Raw genomic sequence first — 22613 nt, 5'->3', positions numbered from 1 at the left:
AAGATGACTTCACCATTTTTACGTGTAATAATAGTAACGTTACATACATTGCGAAAGAAGTACAAAAGGAGCGTTACAATGAATTTAGCTAAATTCCCGAGAAAAAAATATACAGAATCATATACACCAATTGAAAAGTTAAACAATTTTTCTGAAGCACTTGGTGGCCCGACTATTTATTTTAAACGAGATGATTTACTTGGTTTAACAGCCGGTGGTAATAAGACGAGAAAGTTAGAATTTTTAGTTGCGGATGCACAGGAAAAGGGTGCAGATACGTTAATTACAGCTGGTGGTATTCAGTCAAATCATTGCCGCCTGACACTTGCTGCTGCGGTAAAAGAAAAAATGAAATGTATTCTTGTATTAGAGAAAGGGCTTGAGCCAGAAGAGAAGAGAGACTTTAACGGAAACTATTTCTTATATCACTTATTAGGTGCTGAAAACGTCATTGTTGTACCGAACGGAGCAGACCTGATGGAAGAGATGAATAAAGTAGCGAAAGAAGTAAGTGAAAAAGGTAGTACACCATATGTAATTCCAGTTGGTGGATCAAACCCTACGGGCGCAATGGGATACGTTGCTTGTGCGCAAGAAATTATGGCGCAATCATTTGAGCAAGGAATTGATTTCAGTTCAGTTGTTTGTGTAAGTGGTAGCGGCGGTATGCATGCTGGTTTAATTACTGGTTTTTCTGGAACACAAAGCCATATTCCTGTAATCGGGATTAATGTAAGTAGAGGAAAAGCTGAGCAAGAAGAGAAAGTAGCAAAACTTGTAGATGAAACTTCAGCACACGTTGGTATTCCAAACTTTATCTCGCGCGACGCTGTTACGTGCTTTGATGAATATGTAGGACCAGGCTATGCGTTACCAACGCCGGAAATGGTAGAGGCAGTTCAGTTACTTGCGAAAACAGAAGGTATTTTACTTGATCCAGTGTATACAGGTAAGGCAGTAGCGGGATTAATCGACTTAATTAGAAAAGGTAAATTTAATAAGGAAGACAATATTTTATTCGTACATTCAGGTGGTTCACCAGCTTTATATGCGAATACTTCTTTATTTGCGTAAGTGTAAAAAGCATTGGGGATCCAATGCTTTTTTTGTTATATACTGGAATTACCGAGAGGTAGGAGGATGATATGAATTCAAATTTAAAATGGATTATATATACGGTACTTGGCATTTCTATTCTATTAATCTTATTTGTGGCTTATGGGGTGTATTCTTATTTTACATTTTAAAAGCGTAATGGAAGTGAACTATTATATACACTAAAGGCGGAGAGCGCTATGCAAATTAGAAATTTGTATTTAGTCTTCAGCGTGATTTGTTTATTTGTGGTAACCAGCTGTTCAAATAATATAGGAAATCATAATCAAACAATCGAAGTGCAAAAACATGCTGGTGATAATCATTATGAGGATTTGAAGGTAATTACAGACAAGAATAAAGTATTGCAAGTAAAGAAAATATTAAATGATACTAACTTTGAAAATAAAAAGGTGGAAATGTCTCGTTCAGCTGATTATCAGTTTGTTTTTCAGTTTAAAAATCCGAAAATAGAAGCGAAAGCTGTTTTATATCAAATGTGGATTAGTCCTAATAAGGATAAAGTAGAAATAATGGCGGGGGATAATCAGTACGCTCAATTAGCAGAGAAAGACGCAGCTGCTTTTATGAAGATTGTTACTGGTGAGAAGTTAGCTGAATAAAAGTATATGGTAGATTTTGCTCTCTAATTCCCCGCTTATTTTTCGCTTTGAGGGATAATTAGTGAGAAATATCGAATGAGAAGTAATCGTGAAATAGTAAAGAATATATTCACTGCTAAAAGAAGAGTTGTTTAAAAAACTCTCCGCATCGTTATGTAATGTTAATAAGAAGAAGTAGAAGGTAGAAGTAAATCTAAATAAAACCCAAAAGGGATAAATAGGAAAATGTAGAATCTTTATATATAAGATGTTCTGAATTTTTAGATATAAGGTAGAGTGGAGGAAGAAAGATGATTCAATTTCCTATGGAAGATGCTGAACAATTTTTTAGATCCTATAGTATTGGTAGGTTTACAGTTAGTGAAGATGAAGGGAAATTAATTTTTAGTACAAACTTAAATGGTCATTCTAATTTATGGGCGATGGATTTACCCAATTTATCCCCTTATCCCTTAACATATTGTAATCAATCAAGCAATTTTATTAAAATGGATTCTTTAAATCGATTTATTTTAGCTGGATTTGATAAAGATGGGGATGAAAATTATCATATTTATGCATTAAAACCAGAGGGTGGTGGATTGCTTGAATTGATTCCAGCAGGAGAGACAGAAAAGGATTACTTTGTGCATTTAACAGAGGATGGGGAACGATTATACTATGTCACAAGTAAAGATAACCCAATGTTCTTAAACTCTCGTTGTTATAATATACGCACTAAAGAAGATACGCTGTTGTTAACTGGTGTGGAGACACCTACATATGTAGAGGCAGTAAGTCCGAATGAATCAAGTTACATTGTTTTAAAGTCATATAGTAATACATATAATGTAGGATATGTAAAAAAAGGAGAAGAACTTATTTGTTTAGTACCTTCCAGTGAGAAAGAACATACTGTAGGCTCCATTTCTTATATTGATGAAAATACAGTGATTTTCGTTACAAATTATGAAGAAGAGTTTTCCTATGTAGCTTCTTTTGATTTAAATAAACAGGAATTCAAACCAATCTGTAAAATAGAGAAGGAAGATATATCCGATATAAAATGGCATGCTGAAACAAAAAATGGCTACATTGTTTCGTCGAAAGGTGTTACAGATAGGTTATATAAATTTGTATGGGATAAAAAAGAGTTAATTCTATTGAATTCTCCGGTAGATACGATAAGTCAAATTGAAATTACAAAATCGGAAAATTTTTATTTACTAGGTGAAAGTGCGACGAAAACAGCAAACATCTATTACAAGAAGAATAGAGATACAGAATGGGCAGCATTAACAAAAAACTATGTTATTGGTCTATCTGAATCTTCTTTTGTTGAACCGGATGTTATAACATATGCCTCTTTTGATGGGTTAAACATAGAAGCATTATTATTCCGGGCGAAAGGAGAAGTACAAAACGGATATACAATATTTTGGCCTCATGGTGGTCCACAAAGTGCTGAGACGAAAGATTTCAGAGCATTATTTCAATATTTATTAAGGCAGGGATATAATATTTTTGCGCCAAACTTTAGAGGTAGTACAAGATATGGTTCAACGTTTACAAAAATGATTGAAGGTGATTGGGGAGAAGCGCCGCGTTTAGATTGTGTAGCAGGGATCGAATGGTTATTTGAACAGGGGATATCAACTCCTGATAAATTATTTGTTATGGGCGGTAGTTATGGAGGATATATGACCTTATTGCTTCACGGGCGTCATTCAGAGTATTTCCGTGCAGCCATTGACATTTTTGGACCTAGCAATTTATTTAGTTTTATCGAATCTATGCCTGAAAATTGGAAACCGCTCGCAGTTAATTTAATAGGTGATATTAATAATGATAAAGATAAGCTTATACAAGATTCACCAATTACTTACTTAAATCAAATGAATAAACCACTCCTTATCATCCAAGGGGCAAATGATCCACGAGTTGTAAAGGAAGAATCGGATCAAATTTTTCAAGCGTTGCAAGAACAAGGAGTAGATGTAGAATACCTAGTATTAGACGATGAAGGGCATGGATTTTCCAAAAAAGAAAATGAAATATATGTATATCGTCGCATAACAGAATTTTTAGCAAAGCATAAGTAAAAGAAATGGCATTTTACGGGTTATGATCATATCGCTATCAGGCTAAAAATGCAGAGAAATGACAATGAAATTATTGAATAAATAAGAATGAAACAACTTAATTGTTACGTAACAAAAACGCTATTCTTTCCCTAGAATCATAGGAAGAGATGGCGTTTTTGTTATGAACTTATCAATTTTTTATGAACTGGAATTGTTGTCTAAAGAGTTGCAACAGATTTTTTTATAAATTGAAAGACAAGGAGACGAACTTGGATGGAGTATTGGAAGCACACAATAAATATATTGAGGAGTACATGTTTGAAAACATTAAATCAATGGAAAATGAAATATTTTGTTGGAATGTCTGAGCTGCGGACCAATTCTATCACTTTAATTAACTAAAAGAAGAACTTCCCCATCCCGATTAGACTACTGATCATTCCTATTCCACTCATGGTGCCTTTTCCTGCTGTAAGTAAGTTTCCAAGCATTCCTGGCTGACCGTTACCTCCGTTATTTCCCCATCCCATTGGGGCCCACGGACTACCCCATCCTGGAGGGTTTCCAAAAACACCTGAGTTATTGGTATTGAAATGAAAAGGCTTGGCTGGCGGCGATAGTAAAGCTGCAAGATGACCTTGTGCGAACATCCCTGTATGATTGAATGGTTGCGCCCAGGGGAAGGGAGGTTTTTGAAAATTAAAACCTGCATGACCTGGTAGTGGAGTCCAATTATCGGGATGTCCTTGGGGCATCATCCCTGCATAATTGATTGGCTGCCCCCAAGAGAAGGGAGGGGGTTGGGGACTGAACCCCGTATAATTGGCTGGTGAATCCCAACTAACTGGATAGACTCGGTAACTCCAATTCTCAGGAAGCTTCAAATCATTCATTACCTCAGATTTAGTTATTTCGGGCTGTGAATATAATGAAATTTGGTTAGTATATTGTTCCCCGTTTCCCTTTGAATTCAAATACCAATATTGGTCCATACGCTTATTCTCCTCACTTTAAAAATGTAATGTTAGACTTAGCCTATGTAATATTCCTTTTTATGGATGGTTACATAACTAGATCTACAAGCCTGTATTTAAAGGAATGGGTGCGTGGTCTTTTTGATTTTTCTCGCTGCCCGTAAAATACCCATTGATTTAAAGTTTCACTTTATTTTAGAAGGGGATTTTCAGTTGCTTATTTTGTGTATTTCAGCCTAATTTAAATTCCGTTAACAAACGTTTTTATAAAGGTTTCATCAACAAAAAGATTTTAAAATGGTATGTTGAGCAAGTGGAATTGCTAAAAAGAGAATATCCATTCGAAGAGTTTGGCAAAATACTGCAAGGGTAATGTTTTCTTGTGCAAATATGTAAACGATTTAAACGAATCAATGAAATTTATAATGAAGGGGCAATTAAATATATGAGTGAAACATTACATAAAAGAAAACCACCATATGTAATGCTTGTAATCCTTTTTATTGGGGCATTTGTTTCATTTCTAAATAACTCCCTTTTAAATGTAGCCTTGCCATCAATAATGAAAGATTTAAACATTCAAGATTATTCAACGATCCAGTGGCTTTCTACAGGGTATATGCTTGTAAGTGGTATATTAATTCCGGCATCAGCATTTTTAATAACGCGTTTTTCAAATAGGAGCCTATTTATTACATCTATGGTGATTTTTATTCTTGGTACTGCCTTAGCGGCTGTAGCACCGAACTTTGGTTTATTACTTACTGGCCGGATGGTTCAAGCGGCAGGCTCTTCAGTTATGGGACCTTTGTTAATGAATATTATGCTAGTAAGCTTTCCAAGAGAAAAAAGGGGAACAGCAATGGGGATTTTTGGACTAGTTATGATTACAGCTCCAGCAATTGGACCGACACTATCAGGTTATATTGTAGAGTATTATGACTGGCGTTTGCTGTTTGAAATGATTTTACCGTTAGCAATCATTAGCTTACTGTTAGGGATTTGGAAATCTGAGAATGTCATGAAACAAAACAAAAATGTAAAACTTGATTATCTCTCATTACTATTATCTTCTGTCGGTTTTGGCGGTTTGTTATATGGATTCAGTTCTGCAAGCTCCGATGGTTGGACAAATAAATTTGTCTTAACAACCTTAATCATAGGCGCTATTGCCCTAATTGCTTTCATTATTCGTCAATTAAAAATGGATGAGCCGTTATTGGATTTACGTGTTTACAAGTATCCAATGTTTGCACTTGCGTCTGTAATTGCAATTGTTAACGCGGTAGCCATGTTTTCGGGTATGATTTTAACACCAGCTTATGTACAAAACGTCCGTGGTATTTCGCCGCTGAGCTCTGGGCTGATGATGCTTCCAGGTGCGGTTATAATGGGGATTATGTCACCAATTACAGGTAAACTATTTGATAAATATGGTCCTCGGATTCTTGGCATAGTGGGGCTTTCCATTACAGCTGTTTCAACTTATATGTTGGCAAGTCTGCAAATTGACTCTAGTCACACACATATTATTCTTATCTACACACTGCGGATGTTTGGGATGGCGATGGTTATGATGCCACTTATGACAAATGGTCTTAATCAATTGCCAACTCGCTTAAATCCGCACGGTACAGCTGTTAATAATACGGCTCAACAAGTGTCCGGTTCGATTGGTACTGCTATTCTTGTTACGATTATGAACTCTGTAACAAAAACAAAAGCTGAAAGTTTAATGTCTCATATAGATCCAACAACCTTTACAGAAACTACGAAGGCAATAGTAACTCAGAAGGCTTTATTATCTGGAATTCAATATTCATTTTATGTAGCGCTTGGCATGAATGTTGTTGCACTACTATTAGTTTTTTTCGTTAAACGTGTAGATACAAGTGCGGAAGCTGTCGAGAAGTTAAATCGGTAGAGAAGAATAAAACGCTTGATAATGATTCCTACAAGTTTTTTACTGCTAAGGCGCCGGTATTTAAAGCTGGAAAAGAACTAAAAGAAGCAGAGAAATAATTATATAGTAAAAGAGGACCTGATGTTCATATCAGGTCCTCTTTCATTAGTAACACGGCATACTTGCTTATCGTATTGGTTTAACTAAACTACTGATTTTTCGAATACTACAATCTTAAGATCATCAACTTTTCTATTTTGGGGTGTTTTAGAAGAAAATAAATCAAAATAATCGTTTTTATAAACAAATACAAGAGATGAGATCCGTTTGCAATTTCTCATAAACATTACAAGTCTAGATTATCTTTTAACACCAACATTAAAAGGCTCCAATTATATTTATTCGCTTCATTTTAATTTAGTATTTTTCTACAAGTTATAAATTTAATTGCCAAGCTTATACGCAATATCATAATCATGAATAGTTAGGGAAAAGATAAAATAAGGTAATCAATTACATATCTTTATCCCAGGCGATTAGTTGCTATTTCTTCTTTATTAAATGGGATATGTTATCCCGAATTAACGGGCAGTAAGACCCCCACCTCAAAATTTAGCAGAAGCAAAGAAGTTAGGTGGGGGACCAACTGCCCGTAAAAGCCCGATTGGTTCAACTAATAATCAGTGGGGGATGAACAAAACCCCCACTGACTAAAGTTTCACTTTATTTCATGCTTTTTTGAAAGGGTGTTTTAAATGGAAAAAAAAGTATCTGCCATTCCTCAGCCGAAAACATATGGACCGCTGGGTAATCTCCCATTAATCGATAAAGATAAACCGACCCTATCCTTTATCAAGATAGCGGAAGAGTATGGTCCCATTTTTCAAATTCAAACTTTAAGTGATACCATCATTGTCGTTTCTGGACATGAATTGGTAGCAGAAGTTTGTGACGAAACACGGTTCGATAAAAGTATAGAGGGTGCTTTAGCAAAAGTTCGTGCCTTTGCTGGAGACGGATTATTTACAAGCGAGACTCACGAACCGAACTGGAAAAAAGCTCATAATATTTTGATGCCTACATTCAGTCAACGGGCAATGAAAGATTACCATGCCATGATGGTCGATGTTGCTGTACAACTCGTTCAAAAATGGGCACGACTTAATCCGAATGAAAACGTAGATGTTCCGGAGGATATGACTCGTCTTACGTTAGATACAATTGGTCTATGTGGTTTTAATTACCGATTCAATAGCTTTTATCGTGAGACCCCTCATCCTTTTATTACTAGCATGACCCGTGCTCTAGATGAAGCGATGCACCAATTACAGAGGCTGGATATAGAAGATAAACTCATGTGGAGAACGAAACGTCAATTTCAGCATGATATTCAATCTATGTTTTCTTTAGTAGATAATATCATTGCTGAACGTAAAAGTAATGGGAATCAGGAAGAAAATGATTTACTTTCCCGTATGTTAAATGTGCCAAATCCGGAAACTGGTGAAAAATTAGATGATGAAAATATTCGTTTCCAAATTATTACCTTTTTAATAGCTGGACATGAGACAACAAGTGGATTGTTATCTTTTGCAATTTATTTTTTATTAAAGAATCCGGATAAGTTGAAAAAAGCCTATGAAGAAGTAGACCGTGTTTTGACAGATCCTACTCCAACATACCAACAAGTTATGAAACTGAAGTATATACGGATGATTTTAAATGAATCGCTACGTCTATGGCCTACCGCTCCAGCATTCAGTCTCTATGCAAAAGAAGATACAGTGATTGGCGGGAAATACCCAATTAAGAAAGGAGAAGATCGTATTTCTGTTCTTATTCCACAGCTACATAGGGATAAAGATGCATGGGGAGACAATGTGGAAGAATTCCAACCTGAACGATTTGAAGAGCTGGATAAGGTTCCTCATCATGCTTATAAGCCATTTGGAAATGGCCAGAGAGCATGTATCGGTATGCAATTTGCACTTCATGAAGCCACTCTTGTAATGGGAATGCTTCTTCAACATTTTGAATTAATCGATTATCAAAACTATCAGCTGGACGTAAAACAAACATTAACGCTAAAGCCCGGTGATTTTAAGATTAGGATTCTACCCCGAAAACAAACTATTAGTCATCCTACTGTTCTTACACCTACAGAGGACAAGCTGAAAAACGATGAAATTAAGCAGCACGTTCAGAAGCCACCTTCTATTATTGGGGCCGATAATCTTTCACTTCTTGTTCTGTACGGCTCGGATACAGGTGTAGCAGAAGGTATTGCAAGAGAATTAGCAGATACAGCTAGTTTAGAAGGAGTTCGAACGGAAGTGGTAGCTCTTAACGATCGGATTGGAAGTTTGCCAAAAGAAGGAGCGGTTCTTATTGTAACTTCTTCTTATAATGGAAAACCGCCAAGTAATGCAGGACAGTTTGTGCAATGGTTGGAGGAACTAAAACCGGATGAGCTAAAAGGTGTTCAATACGCAGTTTTTGGTTGTGGAGATCATAATTGGGCTAGTACCTATCAACGGATTCCAAGATACATTGATGAGCAGATGGCTCAAAAAGGAGCAACAAGATTTTCTAAACGCGGAGAAGCAGATGCAAGTGGTGATTTCGAGGAACAGCTTGAGCAATGGAAACAAAACATGTGGTCTGATGCGATGAAGGCATTTGGATTGGAGCTCAACAAAAATATAGAAAAAGAGCGCAGTACTTTGAGTCTGCAATTTGTTAGTCGTCTTGGAGGATCTCCTCTTGCACGAACATATGAAGCAGTTTATGCATCTATACTAGAAAATCGTGAACTCCAATCACCCAGCAGTGATAGAAGTACACGACATATCGAGGTATCTTTGCCAGAAGGCGCTACATATAAAGAAGGAGACCACCTTGGAGTGTTGCCAGTTAATAGCGAGAAAAATATCAACCGAATTTTAAAACGTTTTGGATTAAATGGGAAGGATCAAGTTATACTGAGTGCAAGTGGACGAAGTATAAATCACATACCTTTAGACAGTCCTGTTAGTTTATTGGACCTTCTTAGTTATAGTGTTGAAGTTCAAGAAGCTGCCACTCGAGCACAAATACGAGAAATGGTAACATTCACAGCATGTCCTCCTCATAAAAAAGAATTGGAAGCATTATTAGAAGAAGGAGTTTACCATGAACAAATACTAAAGAAACGGATTTCAATGTTGGACCTTCTTGAAAAGTATGAGGCTTGTGAAATCCGATTTGAACGCTTTTTAGAACTTCTTCCTGCGCTCAAACCGCGTTACTATTCTATTTCAAGCTCTCCACTCGTTGCACACAATCGTCTGAGCATTACGGTCGGTGTTGTTAATGCGCCTGCATGGAGTGGGGAAGGGACATATGAAGGAGTCGCTTCTAATTACTTAGCTCAGCGTCATAATAAAGATGAGATTATCTGTTTCATTCGAACGCCACAATCAAACTTTGAATTACCTAAAGATCCAGAAACACCAATTATTATGGTTGGGCCAGGTACTGGAATTGCACCATTCCGTGGATTCTTGCAAGCGCGTCGTGTTCAAAAGCAAAAAGGTATTAACTTAGGACAAGCGCATCTATATTTTGGTTGTCGTCATCCTGAAAAAGATTATCTCTATCGTACAGAATTAGAAAATGATGAAAGAGATGGATTAATCTCTTTACACACAGCTTTTTCTCGTCTAGAGGGACATCCAAAAACATATGTACAGCATTTAATAAAACAAGATAGAATCAATTTAATTTCGTTATTAGATAATGGAGCTCATCTTTATATATGTGGTGATGGAAGTAAAATGGCTCCAGATGTAGAAGATACCCTTTGTCAAGCATATCAAGAAATTCATGAAGTCAGTGAACAAGAAGCAAGAAATTGGTTGGATCGTGTGCAAGATGAAGGGCGATATGGAAAAGATGTTTGGGCTGGTATATGAATGTTTCTTAATTAGTTACGTATTAACTAATAAATTTCACTTTATTAGTATAGTGTATCTAGATGAATAATGATTAACCGGACTATTTAGTATCTACTAAATAAAAAACAGGACCTGATATTCATCTATCAGGTCCTGTTTCACATAGACATTATACATGGATATTTTCCACACATTATCAATGTTTGTAATGTAGTTAGCCTTGTGGGTCAGCAATAAAATCAGATATTATTTTTTCGATATCGAAAGGAGTAATCCCTTTATCCAAAGAAAAAATGCTTTCTGCTTCTTCGATTTCTTGAACGAGTTCACCTCTAGCTTCAATATGTAATCGGAACAAGTCATATAAATTCGGTTTAACTAAATTAGTTAAAGCCTTTCCAACTAGTATCATACCTTTTTGATTAGCCTCGATGGTATTATCATAAGTTAGATCTCTTGTAAGAGACAAATCTGTCCAAATCAATTTTCGTTCCTTTAAGTCTAAAATAACTGGAATAGAGATTTGGGTGTCGGCAGTAATATCTACTTTATCTTGAACAGTAGAAGGTTCAAATACTTCACCTGAACCAGGATATTGACGAACCATCCAACCAGTAAAGCATTCTGGTAAATCTTTATATGGTTGGTCTGTGTAAGAAAGCAAAGTCATAACTACATAGCGTCCACCATATTTCAGCACAGACGGAATATCGAAATCAATGAATTCAGATGCTCCCTTTGGTGCAGAAGTAATATCTCCGCTATGGTAGGCTTTGAAATTTTTTGAACGTAAGTTCGTGAAGGATACATGTTCTTTGTATTGCCAATCTTCGTCGTACATTGCAGCAGACAAATCAATGTCAACGCGTCCTGTATGTTGTCCATTCACATAGCCTTCTTTCCACCATAGGAAAAAACGAATCGTATCTCCTTCTGGCAAATCTACTTTACTTCCTCGAGATAATGTGCGAAGCGCTTTGCTGGCTGAACGTTGAGAGAAGGGAACTAAGTGATTTTTTAACTGTTCATCCAAAAATACTTTTCCAAGACTTGGAAGTTCCGTGAAGCGATTTTTTAAAGTATCTTCACACATTTTTACAATCATTAAACAAATATCCTCTGAGATAAATGGAAGTGTATTTTCAATACCTATAGCTTTTGCTACATTTCCCTTTGGAAAAAAGGTACGAAATTCATTTTTATCATTTCGATGCTTAAAATGAGCCGTGAGTTGAAGTAATACAGGAGTAGAAACGTTTCCTATTATACTTAGAAAATCTTCGAGAATATTGAAAACATCTGTTGACTTATTACTACATAAACGGATTAAATGATCCAAGCGTCTGGCAAATTCCCCCGGGCGAGTTTTTAAAAGATTTTTCGCTGTCATGATATCACGATTCAACAAAGCTGCTTCTATTTTTCCATTAAATGTTTCAACTTTAATGTTGTTGCGAAGCATCTCAAATGCTCGGTGGGTTTTTGGGAAACGAGTATGATATTCTGCTGGATGAAGAATTTCACCTAAACGAATCCAACGTTTTTTGTATCGAATCATATCTTCGGTAATGTTTCCGCATTGCTCTAACAATCCTAAAAGGAAGCGTCTTTCTGCTCGGTTAAACTTCTTGAATCGAACGGAGGATGCTAAACTCACATCGCCTTCAGATAAAGCAACTGCAAGGCGAAGAACATCAGTTGCCGTTTTAAAATACTTTGCAGCAGCATCGGCTGATATTTTTCTGTTTATTAATAAAACCCCAATTATAAAAGACATATTTTCCTTATGAGGAATTACATTAGGTAGAAAACAGGAAACATCTTCAGTGTGTGTAATAGCCCATTCTACATCTGTCTTATCAGTTGAGGAAATAGAGCTGTTTGCACTAATCAATTGAGAAATCATTTGATTGAAATCTTCTTCACTTCCTAAGTCAATAACTTTCAAATCAACGCTATCTAAAAGAGGGAGTCGTTCTTCTACTTTTGATACAGGTAGGCGCAACGTCACATAATGAATAACGGCATTGATGTATAAATCAGCGTCACTTAAATCCATCATTTGTTGCGGAAAGTTTGGATACATAGGAGTAAACTGAATATGTGCACCAACCATTTCTTTTAAATGTTTTACCAACTCTTTGTAAAACGATGTGAATGCATCAACCGAAAGTGTTTGCAACTCTTCTATTAAAGGCTCGGAAAAAGTAAATCCTAAACTTTCCAAGTTTTTTAAAACAGTGGCTAAATACATGTTCGGTAGTTTATTTTCTTCTCTTTTTATAATTACTTTCAAACTTCTTCTTATGTAAATAGAATTTTTCATGAGAACGCCAGCTATTCACTCCTTATAAAAGAGGGGAATAGTCTGACTGTCCTCCTTTCAGTGGTAGATTTTTATTTTTACATGCATAAACACACTAATTGTAGAGAAATGCACTGAGGGTATAAAGCTATTTTTTAGTGAAAAATTAGGGGTATAACATTTAGTTGTTAAGTGGTAATTTGTTAATTAAGAAAAGAAAACCTCTACATCAATGGTTGATAAACTAAAGTTTATTCAAACCCAAAGAAGAAAGAGGTTTTATAGTCTAATTATTTTCATAGGAAATTGACAACTCTAAAACAATTTGAAATTTCTACAAAGAAGGAAGAATTGTCATAGCCTATGTGTTTAGCAGGAAAGTAACATCCCTATTTCGCCAAAGAAGTTAGAAGGAAGGAACGTCATAGCCTGCTTTATTAGTATATTCTCTTGCGGAGAGCAATTCAAGTATACTGTCTGATTTTTTAAAGTTTTCCTAAATGGGAATTTTCATGTTTATCCCGTATTAATGGAGGATTTTTATTTTTGATATATTATGGAATGGAGTTGAATGAGTATTATAAATACAAAAGGTGAAATTAAAAAAACAAAAAGAAAAGTATTACTAACTATACTTACTATGTTAGTAATTATAATTGGATTTGGATATTGGAAACTTTTTAGTTTGCAAGGTGTTCCAAAAGGGGAATTAATTCGAACAGTGAAATCTCCAGATGGAAAATATCTCATCAAGACTTATTTCCATAATGCAGGATCATTAAGTGCGGATGCTGTTAGGGGTGAATTAGTTAACCTTGATACAGATTCAGAGAAAAATATATATTGGAATTATCCAGATACCGATCCATATATTGAATGGGTAAATAAGAATATTGTTAGAATTGGAGATCAAACTTTAGATGTTTCGCAGAAAGAAACCTATGATTGGCGTGATGATGATAAGCACGTTAAAGAAATGCCTAAACAGTTTATTAGATAAAACAAGAAAATTTAAATGTATTTAATCTTATTTGTTTAACTATAGATAGTATTATATGAGTGAAAAAGTCCATTTAAATCTTCTAAATGGACTTTTTTAGGTTTCTAGATACGACTACTGATAAAAATGGAACAAACTTGTTACTTAGGTTGTCTATGAAGTATACGTATAAAACAGGTGTTCATGATAGTTCAATCATTTTATGAAAAGTGAGATGCAAGAAGAGTGATATCCGATACACTCTTTAATTGTATCGATATGTATAACACCTAGAAAAACTATATATTCTTGAAAGAGGTTGAAAATGTATGATAGTCTTAAACAAGTTTTTTAACATTTTACATTACAAAAAGATGGTACCTGTAGTATTTCTTTCATGTGCAACGCTTATAGGCTGTTCCGATGGCAATACTCAGTCTGAATTACCTAAACAAACAAAACAAACAAATCAAACCAAACAAGAAACTACTGGTAATGATTCTTTTGCTAAACTTGAAAAAGAATTTGATGCTAAACTCGGTATTTATGCATTGGACACTGATACGAATCAAACCGTTACGTATCAATCAGATAAACGGTTTGCATACGCATCTACCCACAAAGCTTTAGCTGTGGGAGTACTTTTACAAAAGAAATCAATAGAAGATCTAAATCAAAGAGTTTTGTATACTCGTGAAGATCTTGTTAATTACAATCCAATTACAGAAAAGTATGTTGATAGGGGTATGACTCTGAAAGAGCTTGCAGATGCTTCCCTTCGATATAGTGATAATACTGCGCAAAATCTTATTCTTAAACAATTAGGTGGACCTAGTGAATTCAAAAAATCACTGAGAGAAATAGGAGATACCGTTACAAATCCTGAACGTTTTGAACCAGAGTTAAACGAAGTGCATCCAGGAGACGTACATGATACTAGTACCCCAAAGGCATTAGCTACTAGTCTTCAGGCTTTTGCGCTAGGAGATGTACTTTCAACTGAGAAACGGGATTTATTAATAGATTGGATGAAAAGGAATACTACGGGAGACAACTTAATTCGTGCTGGAGTTCCAGGAGGATGGGAAGTAGCTGATAAGACGGGCTCGGGATCTTATGGAACCAGAAATGATATCGCAATTATTTGGCCACCAAATAAAAAGCCAATTATTCTTGCGATACTTTCTAATCATGATAAAGAGGATGCTAAATACGATGATAAGCTTATTGCAGAAGCAACCAAAATAGCGCTGGGTGTCTTAAAAGCTAAAAATAAATAATAATAGTATTAGTTATTGAAATTTTCTTGTTTTTTCGTCACAATACTGTGACGGTCTTTTTGTGTATTTTACAAAAGATCGTCTTAAGTAAAGAAAGAAGATAGAAACCATCTCTATTAAGTTTATTAACTAAGTAACAACAAATATATGCTTTATTGAATACTTATTGCATTTAATGTGGAGGAATAAAATGGAGTCGAAAATTCTTATTGTTGATGATGATAAAGAGATTAGAAATCTTATCTCGGTATATCTGGAAAATGAAGGTCTAAAAACTCAAAAGGCAGAAGATGCTATACAAGCTTTACAACTGTTAGAAGAAAAGGACTTTGATTTGATTATTTTAGATATTATGATGCCGAATATGGATGGCATTGAAGCATGTATGAAAATTAGGGAAGATCGCAATATGCCTATCATTATGCTATCTGCAAAATCTGAGGATATAGACAAAATTCAGGGCCTAGCCTCTGGTGCAGACGATTATTTATCAAAACCGTTTAACCCACTAGAATTAATTGCTAGGGTAAAATCCCAATTAAGAAGGTTTAAAAAATACAATACATCCATAGAACATAATAAAAGCATTCTAGAAATTGGTGATTTAACCGTAAATACAGATACACGTCAAGTATGGGTAAGGGGAAAAGAAACAAGGTTAACTCCAAAAGAGTTTGCTATTCTCGAACTACTCGCCCGCAACAAAGGGATTGTCCTGAGTGTAGCAAAAATATATGAAGCAGTTTGGAAAGAGGTTTTTTATAAATCAGATAATACCGTCATGGTGCATATTACAAAAATAAGAGACAAAATTGAAGAAGATTCTAAACATCCCATTTATATTAAAACTGTTTGGGGAATTGGGTATAAAATATGAAGAATGTTAGTTTCAGAAATAAGATTATTATAAAACTTCTTGGTGCTGTTGCAATTAGTTTTTTTATTTCATTTGGTTTAACAATTCTCATTGTGCAATACGTCATAGATCCATTTTTTATAAAACACGAAGATTTTGGCATGTTTGAAGTGAGACTCGCAATGTTGTTCTTATTTACGTTCGCAATCTTAAACTTTATAGTAATCTTTTTGCTATTGGTTCGAAAGAAAATAGTATATTTGAAGCTCATTTCGGAAAATGTGAATGATATTGCAAATGGAAAACTGGGTTTAACAATTGGGATTAAGGGGAAGGACGAATTGACCCAACTTGCTCAAAATATCAACTATATGTCCAAGGAATTGGAGAATACATTTGAACAAGAAAGACAATTAGAACGTACAAAAAATGAACTTATCACCAATGTATCTCATGATTTACGCACACCTTTAACATCTATTATTGGCTATATAGATTTATTAAAAAGAGGGCAATACAACAGTAACATACAATTACAGGAATACCTTGAAACCACGTATTCAAAGTCACAGAGACTGAAATATTTAATTGATGAGCTGTTTGAGTATACTCGTTTATCAGGTATAGATGCTAAGTTAAACCTTAATGAAGTTGATTTATCAGGTTTGTTGGAACAAATAGTTGGAGAATACATACCTATATTTGAAAAGGAAAGTTTAATCGTTCAAAAATCAATTACGCAAGAAACAATACCTATCTTCATAGATGTAGAAAAAATGGTACGTGTTTATGAAAATCTTTTTATGAATGCGATAAAGTACAGCATGAAACCATCCGAATTATCTATATGTCTTGAACTAATAGGTAACAAGGCAATGTTGAAAGTATCAAATAAAGTCGAGAAACCGCCTGTTAGCGATCCAAATAAATTGTTTGAAAGATTTTTCAGGGGGGACAAGGCAAGAAAAGATGACCAGGGAAATGGACTGGGACTTGCTATTTCAAAAAGAATTGTTGAACTTCATCATGGTAATATACATGCAGAATATAAAGATGGTTGGATGTCTTTTATTGTTGAACATTCAATTAGATAGAAAGCTTATGGAACTACAGGTTCCATAAGCTTTTTTTAAAACTTAAGAAATCTTAAGGATTTTACGGGGTGTTTCCTAATTTTCATAGTTTATCATGGGTGTATTCAAAGTGATGAGGTGAGCAAAGAAGATAAAAGGAAAGATTTCATTGTAGCTTAAGTGTGGAGGTAACATGTCTATTTTGTTAGTAGTAAACAAATTTAGTAGCTTATTGTAATGAAATAAAAAAATGTAGGAGGATATAAATGATAAAGCCAGTTGTAGATGTAAAAAACATTCAAAAATTGTACGGTAAAAAAGGTGAGAATCAATCACACGCATTAAAAGGTGTATCATTCTCAATTCAAGAGGGAGAGTTTGTTGGTATTATGGGGCCTTCTGGTTCTGGTAAAACAACATTATTAAATGTAATTTCAACGTTAGATAAAGCGACAGGCGGCGTTGTTGAAATTGCAGGAACGGATATTACGAGGATGAAGCAGGGTGAACTTTCTGATTTTCGTTCACAAAAGTTAGGATTCATTTTCCAAGACTTTAACTTATTGGAGAATTTATCCATCTATGAAAATATCGCACTCCCACTTTCACTTCAAGGTGTTTCATCTCGTAATATTGGAAAGAAAGTAGAAAAAGTAGCTGATATGTTAGGCATTACAGCTATACTTCAAAAATATCCTTCTGAAGTATCTGGTGGACAAAAGCAACGTTCTGCAGCAGCACGTGCGTTAGTTCATGAACCAGCAATTATTTTGGGAGATGAGCCGACTGGAGCTCTAGATTCTAAAAATGCAACGAGTTTACTTAATGCCATGACAAGCTTAAATAAAGAGCAAGGTGTATCCATTATGATGGTTACGCATGATCCTTACAGCGCAAGTTACTGTCAACGTATTTTATTCATTCAAGATGGTGAGTTATATAAAGAAATTCATCGCGGTAGTACCCGTGAAGAATTCTATAAAGAAATTTTAGATGTGCTTGCAAACTTAGGCACACAAAAAGCGTAAGGAAGGAAGTTCAATCATGTTATTTAAGCTTTCTATGTCAGGCCTAAAAAGTAAGTTGCAAGATTACATTGTTTTACTTGTTGGTCTTATTGTCTCTATTTCAACTTTTTATATGTTTCAAACGCTAGCATCCAATAAAACGTTCCTTGAATCTAACTCTTCTATTAGGGATATTGTGGCTGTCTTTAAAATTGGTTCCGTTTTGTTAGCGATTATCACATTTTTCTATATTTTATATGCAAACTCTTTCTTATCAGCTCTTCGTCAAAAAGAATTTGGTATGTATATGATGTTAGGAGCAAAAAAGCATAAAGTTACCTTACTTATGTTCATTGAAACAATCATATTAGGTGCCACCTCTCTTTTGATTGGAATTACAATTGGTGTAGGACTTGCAGAAGGTATCGGTCAGCTATTAATGAAACAACTCGAGTTTGCTGGCGAAGGTTATAAAGCATTTTATCTGCCATCTATAGCTATTACTTGCATCTTTTTCTTTGCACTCTTTGTATTATCTGCAATTATGAATAGTATTAAATTATCTCGTATTTCTGTACTGCAACTTGTACATGCTGATGAACAAACAGAACGTGTTGCCATAAAAGGAAAAATGACAGTTGTAGTTGCATTCCTTGGTATTCTTTTATTGGGTATTGGTTATGCATCACTTATTTATATATCATATGCAAATTCGCTAATTGTTTTGGGATTAATGGCTGTTGGATTAATCTCAGCAACTGTTGGTACTTACCTTATATTTGGATCACTTCTTCCAGTTATGATTAACAAGCTAAAGAGTAATAAAAAACGTAGTGAAAAAGGCCTCAATGCTTTTACTTTTGCACAATTAAATTTCCGCATTAATAGTCTAACAAATGTGCTTGCAACAGTAGCAATTTTAGTGGCTCTTGGTGCTGGTGGAATTGCTTGTGGTATGGCATTTAAAAACAACATCCTAAAAATTACAGATCAAATACAAATTTACGATTCAGTCATTCATAATCCAACAGTGGAAGAAAAGACAATTTTGGGTAGTATCTTATTTCAAGAAAAACTTGAATATCATTACAAAGTTGATGATAGATATGTTTATTATCTTAAAGAAGATGTAGAGAAAAATCGCCCTTTCTTGCAAGGTATGAAAATAGAGAAAGCTTCAGAGGAAATACCAATTGGTGCATTTTCAATAAAACGGGCTGAAGGAGAGACAGACACAAAACAATGGATTCAGGTTTTCAGAACGATCCAGCCCAATTATTTATATCCTGATTATGAAATAAAAATTGTAGATTATAACATATACAATGGATTGAAGGGGAAAGAAAGTATTGTGTTTATGGGGAAAACAGATGATTTTGGATCATACATAAAAGAATGGAAAAAACTTGATGAATTACAGATAGCAAAATATAAAAATGTGAAAGCGGAAGAATTGGGTAGTAAGTATCAAACATATATTATGAGTCATGATTTTGCCAGCGGACTAATGTTTATGGGTTTCTTCGTTGGAATTGCATTTTTAGCAATGATGGCAAGCTGCTTAATGTTTAAAGTTCTGTCGGGAGCATCAAAAGATGTAACACGTTATCAAATGCTTCATAAAATTGGTGTTCGCCGAGAGTTATTAACAAAATCGATTTATAAAGAGTTATTCTTCATATTCTTATTCCCAGCAATTGTAGGGATTACTCATATATTAGTTGGTATGAACATGTTTAGCCCTCTTGTAATCGATCCGTACTCTCGCATTTGGTTACCACTTGTTATTTTTGTAGTAATTTACTCGATGTATTACTGGATTACTGTTCAATTATTTAAAGGAATTGTACTCCCTAAAAAAGATTAATGTAATGATGTTGTTTATCCCGCATTAACGGGCAGCACGATTGGTGAGGGCTCATAATCAGTGGGGGATGAACAAACCCCACTGATTAAAGTTTCACTTTATCTTCTACTGTACCTTGTAACTACATTTTACCTTGCTGTAGAGAAACAAAAAAACATTTTTCTTATTCAATAATTCCAATTTCTAGAGCCTTTTGAACAGCTTCTTCTTTGTTACGGACTCCCAGCTTTGTATAAGCTGTGGAAGCATAATTTCTGACCGTACCATTCGATAAATATAACCTTGATGCTATGGTAGTGTATCGAAGTCCCTTTGCTACTAGCTGCAATATTTCTATCTCCCTAGCTGTTAGCTCATAAGCGGTTGCTTTTGATTGTGGTGTCTCTTTTTGCTCATCAAATTTCTCAAATATTTTGTGAGACATTCCTTGATCAATCAGTGTCCCACCTTTGTGAATAAGTCGGATCGTATTAGCTAGCTCCAATGTTTCAATAGATTTGAGTAAAAAACCATCCGCACCGTTGCGAAGCGATTCCAACGCCTGTTCGGTATCCTGAAAAGTGGTAAAAATCAATATGCGGATATGTGGCCATTGTTGCTTAATCTTTTTGGTTGCTTCGACTCCATCCATGTGTTGCATATCTAAATCCATAAGTATAACATGAGGCTGAAGGCGCCCACACAAATCGATGGCTTCATTGCCATCCTCGGCCAAACCGACTACATTTAAATCTTCATATCTATCGAGTAGTGTCCTCAAACTTTCCCGAATAAACGGCTGGTCGTCTACAATTAACAAACGAATAAGTCCATCTTTTATTTCAGTTTGTCGCGGTATGGTACATGTAACAAGCATTCCTTCATCTGGCTTTGTATATACAGACAATTGACCTTGCAAATTCATTGCTCGTTCTTTCATTGCATTCAGACCGAAGCCTTCCTGCCATTCTACATTTCCTTTTCCATTATCTTGAACTTCTAATCTCGTATATTGTTGTTCAAACTGCAATGAAACTATAATTTCAGTTCCCTGACCATGACGTACTGCATTCGTAAGGGACTCTTGTAAGCAACGAATGAACGCTATCTTCGCTTGCCGAGACAATTCATATTCCTCTCCGTATGCCCGAAAACTTACATTAACCTGAGCGTGCTCCTGAAATTCGGCTCCAAGATTTTGGAGAGATTGAATTAAGGAAGGCGATTGACAAGGAGACTCCATTTGATGTAGGTAACCTCTCACGTCCTCGATGCTTTTACGTCCCATTTCAAGCAGAGAATCTAGCCTCTGTATACCCATTTCAGTAGCAAGTTCGGTGCGCAACGTTTCCATCCCCATAATAATAGAAGTATAAGCGTGACCAACTGTATCATGAAGCTCACTCGACAGTCTGTTTCGTTCTTCCGCCAGTGTAATGCGTTCAATCTGAGACATATATTGCTCAAGTACTGCGTTTTGTTTACGAATTGATTCATTTTGTTTATGATTGACGATTAATAAATGAAAAGCGAAGCCCATTACATATGCGAATCCATAATAGGTGACCATAATCCAATAGCTATTACTTGGCGAGACCGCATAGAAAATTCCAGTTGTTATAAAAACCGTTATTGGAGCTGTCCAATAATAGGACAAATGCTTACTATTCGCAGCAATTAGAAACACTGATATAAGAAATGTGTTGTAAGCCCCTGGAAATAATGAGGTTAAATATATACATAGTCCACCATACAGCAGTATTTCTGTGAACAAATAATATTTATAATTGAATAGTAAGGCTACCCATGGAACAGAGAAGGCAATAATTTCCCAAAGAATAATAATCCAAAGTGGTAATGTTAAACCATCCTGAAAATTTAATGTAGCTAGAATGATAGACACACTAGCAAGTAGGCGTACCCCTAACATAATCCAATCATACCAAAACCAATACTTAACCATATCTAACAAGTCCTTTACCCCCTAAATAGCCTACCATTTTACTTCCTATATTATAATTTAATCCTTCCTGCCTTATTATACTTTTTAATTTAAAACTACGATACTACTCACAAACTGCAAACTTCTATTGATTTAGTTGCCGAATCATACTACGTGTATAGCCCCCAATTTTCTTTGTCAAACCATCGACTATTCTAATACTTATGGCGGTAAATACTATACCCATAAACATTACAAAGAGTGACTTGGCAAAAGTATCTATTTGTATAAATATAATATTCATATCGATGTATCGATACAGTAGTGGTGTCAACAGGAACATAAGTGGCATTACGTAAAAAATGATTGCACTAATGAGACTGAAAATGCCAATCGTAAATTTCTGCATTAGCCAATAGACAGCACACCAAGTGCGACGATCTGTTAGCACTAATTTCACCTGAGACCAGTTCGATGTATCCATTGTTATACTTCTATCGTAAGAGTCTGTTGAAATATCTGTATAAATTTTCGTCTGTATGCGCTCGAATTGGATAAAGGGTGTGGTAGTCTGTAGTACGCGTATAACTAGTGGAATCCCAACAACAGTAAATGAAAGGATTAAACTAAATAGCAGAGCTATTAGGTAAAAACAAAAATAAAACAATCCTGTACCGAAAGTTAGCAATAAAAAATAACCATTCTGGATGAATCTTGATTTCATAAAGTTCA

General features: G+C 35.1%; 15 protein-coding genes. 11 read left to right on the top strand and 4 right to left on the bottom strand.

Annotated features, from left to right (window positions below):
* Positions 1-78 precede the first annotated feature (78 nt).
* From N2V79_RS15465 to N2V79_RS15455, 3 genes are all read left to right on the top strand, one after another.
* Positions 79-1074, top strand: a complete 996-nt coding sequence (locus N2V79_RS15465) for a D-cysteine desulfhydrase (protein ID WP_340720031.1) — start codon at positions 79-81, stop codon at positions 1072-1074.
* Between the two features lie 221 nt (positions 1075-1295).
* On the top strand, positions 1296-1718 hold the full coding sequence (locus N2V79_RS15460; RefSeq protein ID WP_001167092.1) for a hypothetical protein: 423 nt from the start codon (positions 1296-1298) through the stop codon (positions 1716-1718).
* Between the two features lie 290 nt (positions 1719-2008).
* Positions 2009-3799, top strand: a complete 1791-nt coding sequence (locus tag N2V79_RS15455; RefSeq protein ID WP_340720030.1) for a S9 family peptidase — start codon at positions 2009-2011, stop codon at positions 3797-3799.
* A 380-nt stretch (positions 3800-4179) separates the two neighbouring features.
* Here the strand turns inward: N2V79_RS15455 and N2V79_RS15450 are convergent, their stop codons facing one another.
* Positions 4180-4773 (bottom strand): hypothetical protein, encoded by a 594-nt coding sequence (locus tag N2V79_RS15450; protein ID WP_340720029.1) that lies wholly within the window; start codon positions 4771-4773, stop codon positions 4180-4182.
* Positions 4774-5200: 427 nt separating this feature from the next.
* Here N2V79_RS15450 and N2V79_RS15445 point away from each other — a divergent pair, with 427 nt between their 5' ends.
* Together N2V79_RS15445 and cypD are read left to right on the top strand one after the other, a co-directional pair.
* Positions 5201-6679 (top strand): DHA2 family efflux MFS transporter permease subunit, encoded by a 1479-nt coding sequence (locus tag N2V79_RS15445; RefSeq protein WP_340720028.1) that lies wholly within the window; start codon positions 5201-5203, stop codon positions 6677-6679.
* A gap of 734 nt (positions 6680-7413) precedes the next feature.
* Entirely contained in the window at positions 7414-10611 is a 3198-nt protein-coding gene (gene cypD, locus N2V79_RS15440) for a bifunctional P-450/NADPH--P450 reductase (protein WP_340720027.1), read from the top strand.
* Positions 10612-10807: 196 nt separating this feature from the next.
* On the opposite strand, the gene N2V79_RS15435 is transcribed toward cypD, so the two are convergent.
* Positions 10808-12919 (bottom strand): TerD family protein, encoded by a 2112-nt coding sequence (locus N2V79_RS15435; protein ID WP_340720026.1) that lies wholly within the window; start codon positions 12917-12919, stop codon positions 10808-10810.
* Positions 12920-13469: 550 nt separating this feature from the next.
* Between N2V79_RS15435 and N2V79_RS15430 the strand changes: the two genes are divergently transcribed.
* The 6 genes from N2V79_RS15430 (at position 13470) to N2V79_RS15405 (ending at position 19960) form a co-directional block, all read left to right on the top strand.
* Complete coding sequence (locus tag N2V79_RS15430) at positions 13470-13898, top strand: DUF5412 domain-containing protein (RefSeq protein ID WP_000022542.1); 429 nt, start codon at positions 13470-13472, stop codon at positions 13896-13898.
* A gap of 308 nt (positions 13899-14206) precedes the next feature.
* Positions 14207-15157, top strand: coding sequence for a class A beta-lactamase (gene bla / locus N2V79_RS15425; protein ID WP_000636460.1), 951 nt, complete (start codon positions 14207-14209; stop codon positions 15155-15157).
* A gap of 190 nt (positions 15158-15347) precedes the next feature.
* Positions 15348-16034, top strand: coding sequence for a response regulator transcription factor (locus tag N2V79_RS15420; RefSeq protein ID WP_075678214.1), 687 nt, complete (start codon positions 15348-15350; stop codon positions 16032-16034).
* Entirely contained in the window at positions 16031-17107 is a 1077-nt protein-coding gene (locus tag N2V79_RS15415; protein WP_000800285.1) for a HAMP domain-containing sensor histidine kinase, read from the top strand. The genes N2V79_RS15420 and N2V79_RS15415 overlap by 4 nt, the downstream gene beginning before the upstream one ends.
* 245 nt (positions 17108-17352) lie before the next feature.
* The gene (locus N2V79_RS15410; RefSeq protein ID WP_000595170.1) at positions 17353-18114 is read left to right on the top strand and encodes an ABC transporter ATP-binding protein; all 762 of its coding nucleotides are present in this window, start codon (positions 17353-17355) and stop codon (positions 18112-18114) included.
* A 16-nt stretch (positions 18115-18130) separates the two neighbouring features.
* Complete coding sequence (locus N2V79_RS15405) at positions 18131-19960, top strand: FtsX-like permease family protein (RefSeq protein WP_000897821.1); 1830 nt, start codon at positions 18131-18133, stop codon at positions 19958-19960.
* Positions 19961-20123: 163 nt separating this feature from the next.
* Here N2V79_RS15405 and N2V79_RS15400 read toward each other — a convergent pair whose 3' ends face one another.
* Both N2V79_RS15400 and N2V79_RS15395 read right to left on the bottom strand, forming a co-directional pair.
* Positions 20124-21911 (bottom strand): helix-turn-helix transcriptional regulator, encoded by a 1788-nt coding sequence (locus tag N2V79_RS15400; protein ID WP_098679691.1) that lies wholly within the window; start codon positions 21909-21911, stop codon positions 20124-20126.
* A gap of 115 nt (positions 21912-22026) precedes the next feature.
* On the bottom strand, positions 22027-22605 hold the full coding sequence (locus tag N2V79_RS15395; RefSeq protein WP_340720025.1) for a sensor domain-containing protein: 579 nt from the start codon (positions 22603-22605) through the stop codon (positions 22027-22029).
* Between the last annotated feature and the right edge of the window lie 8 nt (positions 22606-22613).

The organism is Bacillus sp. CH_70 (assembly GCF_038007045.1).
In the GTDB taxonomy this organism is placed as follows: domain Bacteria; phylum Bacillota; class Bacilli; order Bacillales; family Bacillaceae_G; genus Bacillus_A; species Bacillus_A cereus.
This window is presented reverse-complemented; position numbering and strand designations above follow the sequence as displayed.

Excerpts from the sequence above, each read along its gene's own strand:
- N2V79_RS15465 (WP_340720031.1), top strand. The coding sequence starts at position 79 with ATGAATTTAGCTAAATTCCCGAGAAAAAAATATACAGAATCATATACA.
- N2V79_RS15460 (WP_001167092.1), top strand. The coding sequence starts at position 1,296 with ATGCAAATTAGAAATTTGTATTTAGTCTTCAGCGTGATTTGTTTATTT.
- N2V79_RS15455 (WP_340720030.1), top strand. The coding sequence starts at position 2,009 with ATGATTCAATTTCCTATGGAAGATGCTGAACAATTTTTTAGATCCTAT.
- N2V79_RS15450 (WP_340720029.1), bottom strand. The coding sequence starts at position 4,773 with ATGGACCAATATTGGTATTTGAATTCAAAGGGAAACGGGGAACAATAT.
- N2V79_RS15445 (WP_340720028.1), top strand. The coding sequence starts at position 5,201 with ATGAGTGAAACATTACATAAAAGAAAACCACCATATGTAATGCTTGTA.
- cypD (WP_340720027.1), top strand. The coding sequence starts at position 7,414 with ATGGAAAAAAAAGTATCTGCCATTCCTCAGCCGAAAACATATGGACCG.
- N2V79_RS15435 (WP_340720026.1), bottom strand. The coding sequence starts at position 12,919 with ATGAAAAATTCTATTTACATAAGAAGAAGTTTGAAAGTAATTATAAAA.
- N2V79_RS15430 (WP_000022542.1), top strand. The coding sequence starts at position 13,470 with ATGAGTATTATAAATACAAAAGGTGAAATTAAAAAAACAAAAAGAAAA.
- bla (WP_000636460.1), top strand. The coding sequence starts at position 14,207 with ATGATAGTCTTAAACAAGTTTTTTAACATTTTACATTACAAAAAGATG.
- N2V79_RS15420 (WP_075678214.1), top strand. The coding sequence starts at position 15,348 with ATGGAGTCGAAAATTCTTATTGTTGATGATGATAAAGAGATTAGAAAT.
- N2V79_RS15415 (WP_000800285.1), top strand. The coding sequence starts at position 16,031 with ATGAAGAATGTTAGTTTCAGAAATAAGATTATTATAAAACTTCTTGGT.
- N2V79_RS15410 (WP_000595170.1), top strand. The coding sequence starts at position 17,353 with ATGATAAAGCCAGTTGTAGATGTAAAAAACATTCAAAAATTGTACGGT.
- N2V79_RS15405 (WP_000897821.1), top strand. The coding sequence starts at position 18,131 with ATGTTATTTAAGCTTTCTATGTCAGGCCTAAAAAGTAAGTTGCAAGAT.
- N2V79_RS15395 (WP_340720025.1), bottom strand. The coding sequence starts at position 22,605 with ATGAAATCAAGATTCATCCAGAATGGTTATTTTTTATTGCTAACTTTC.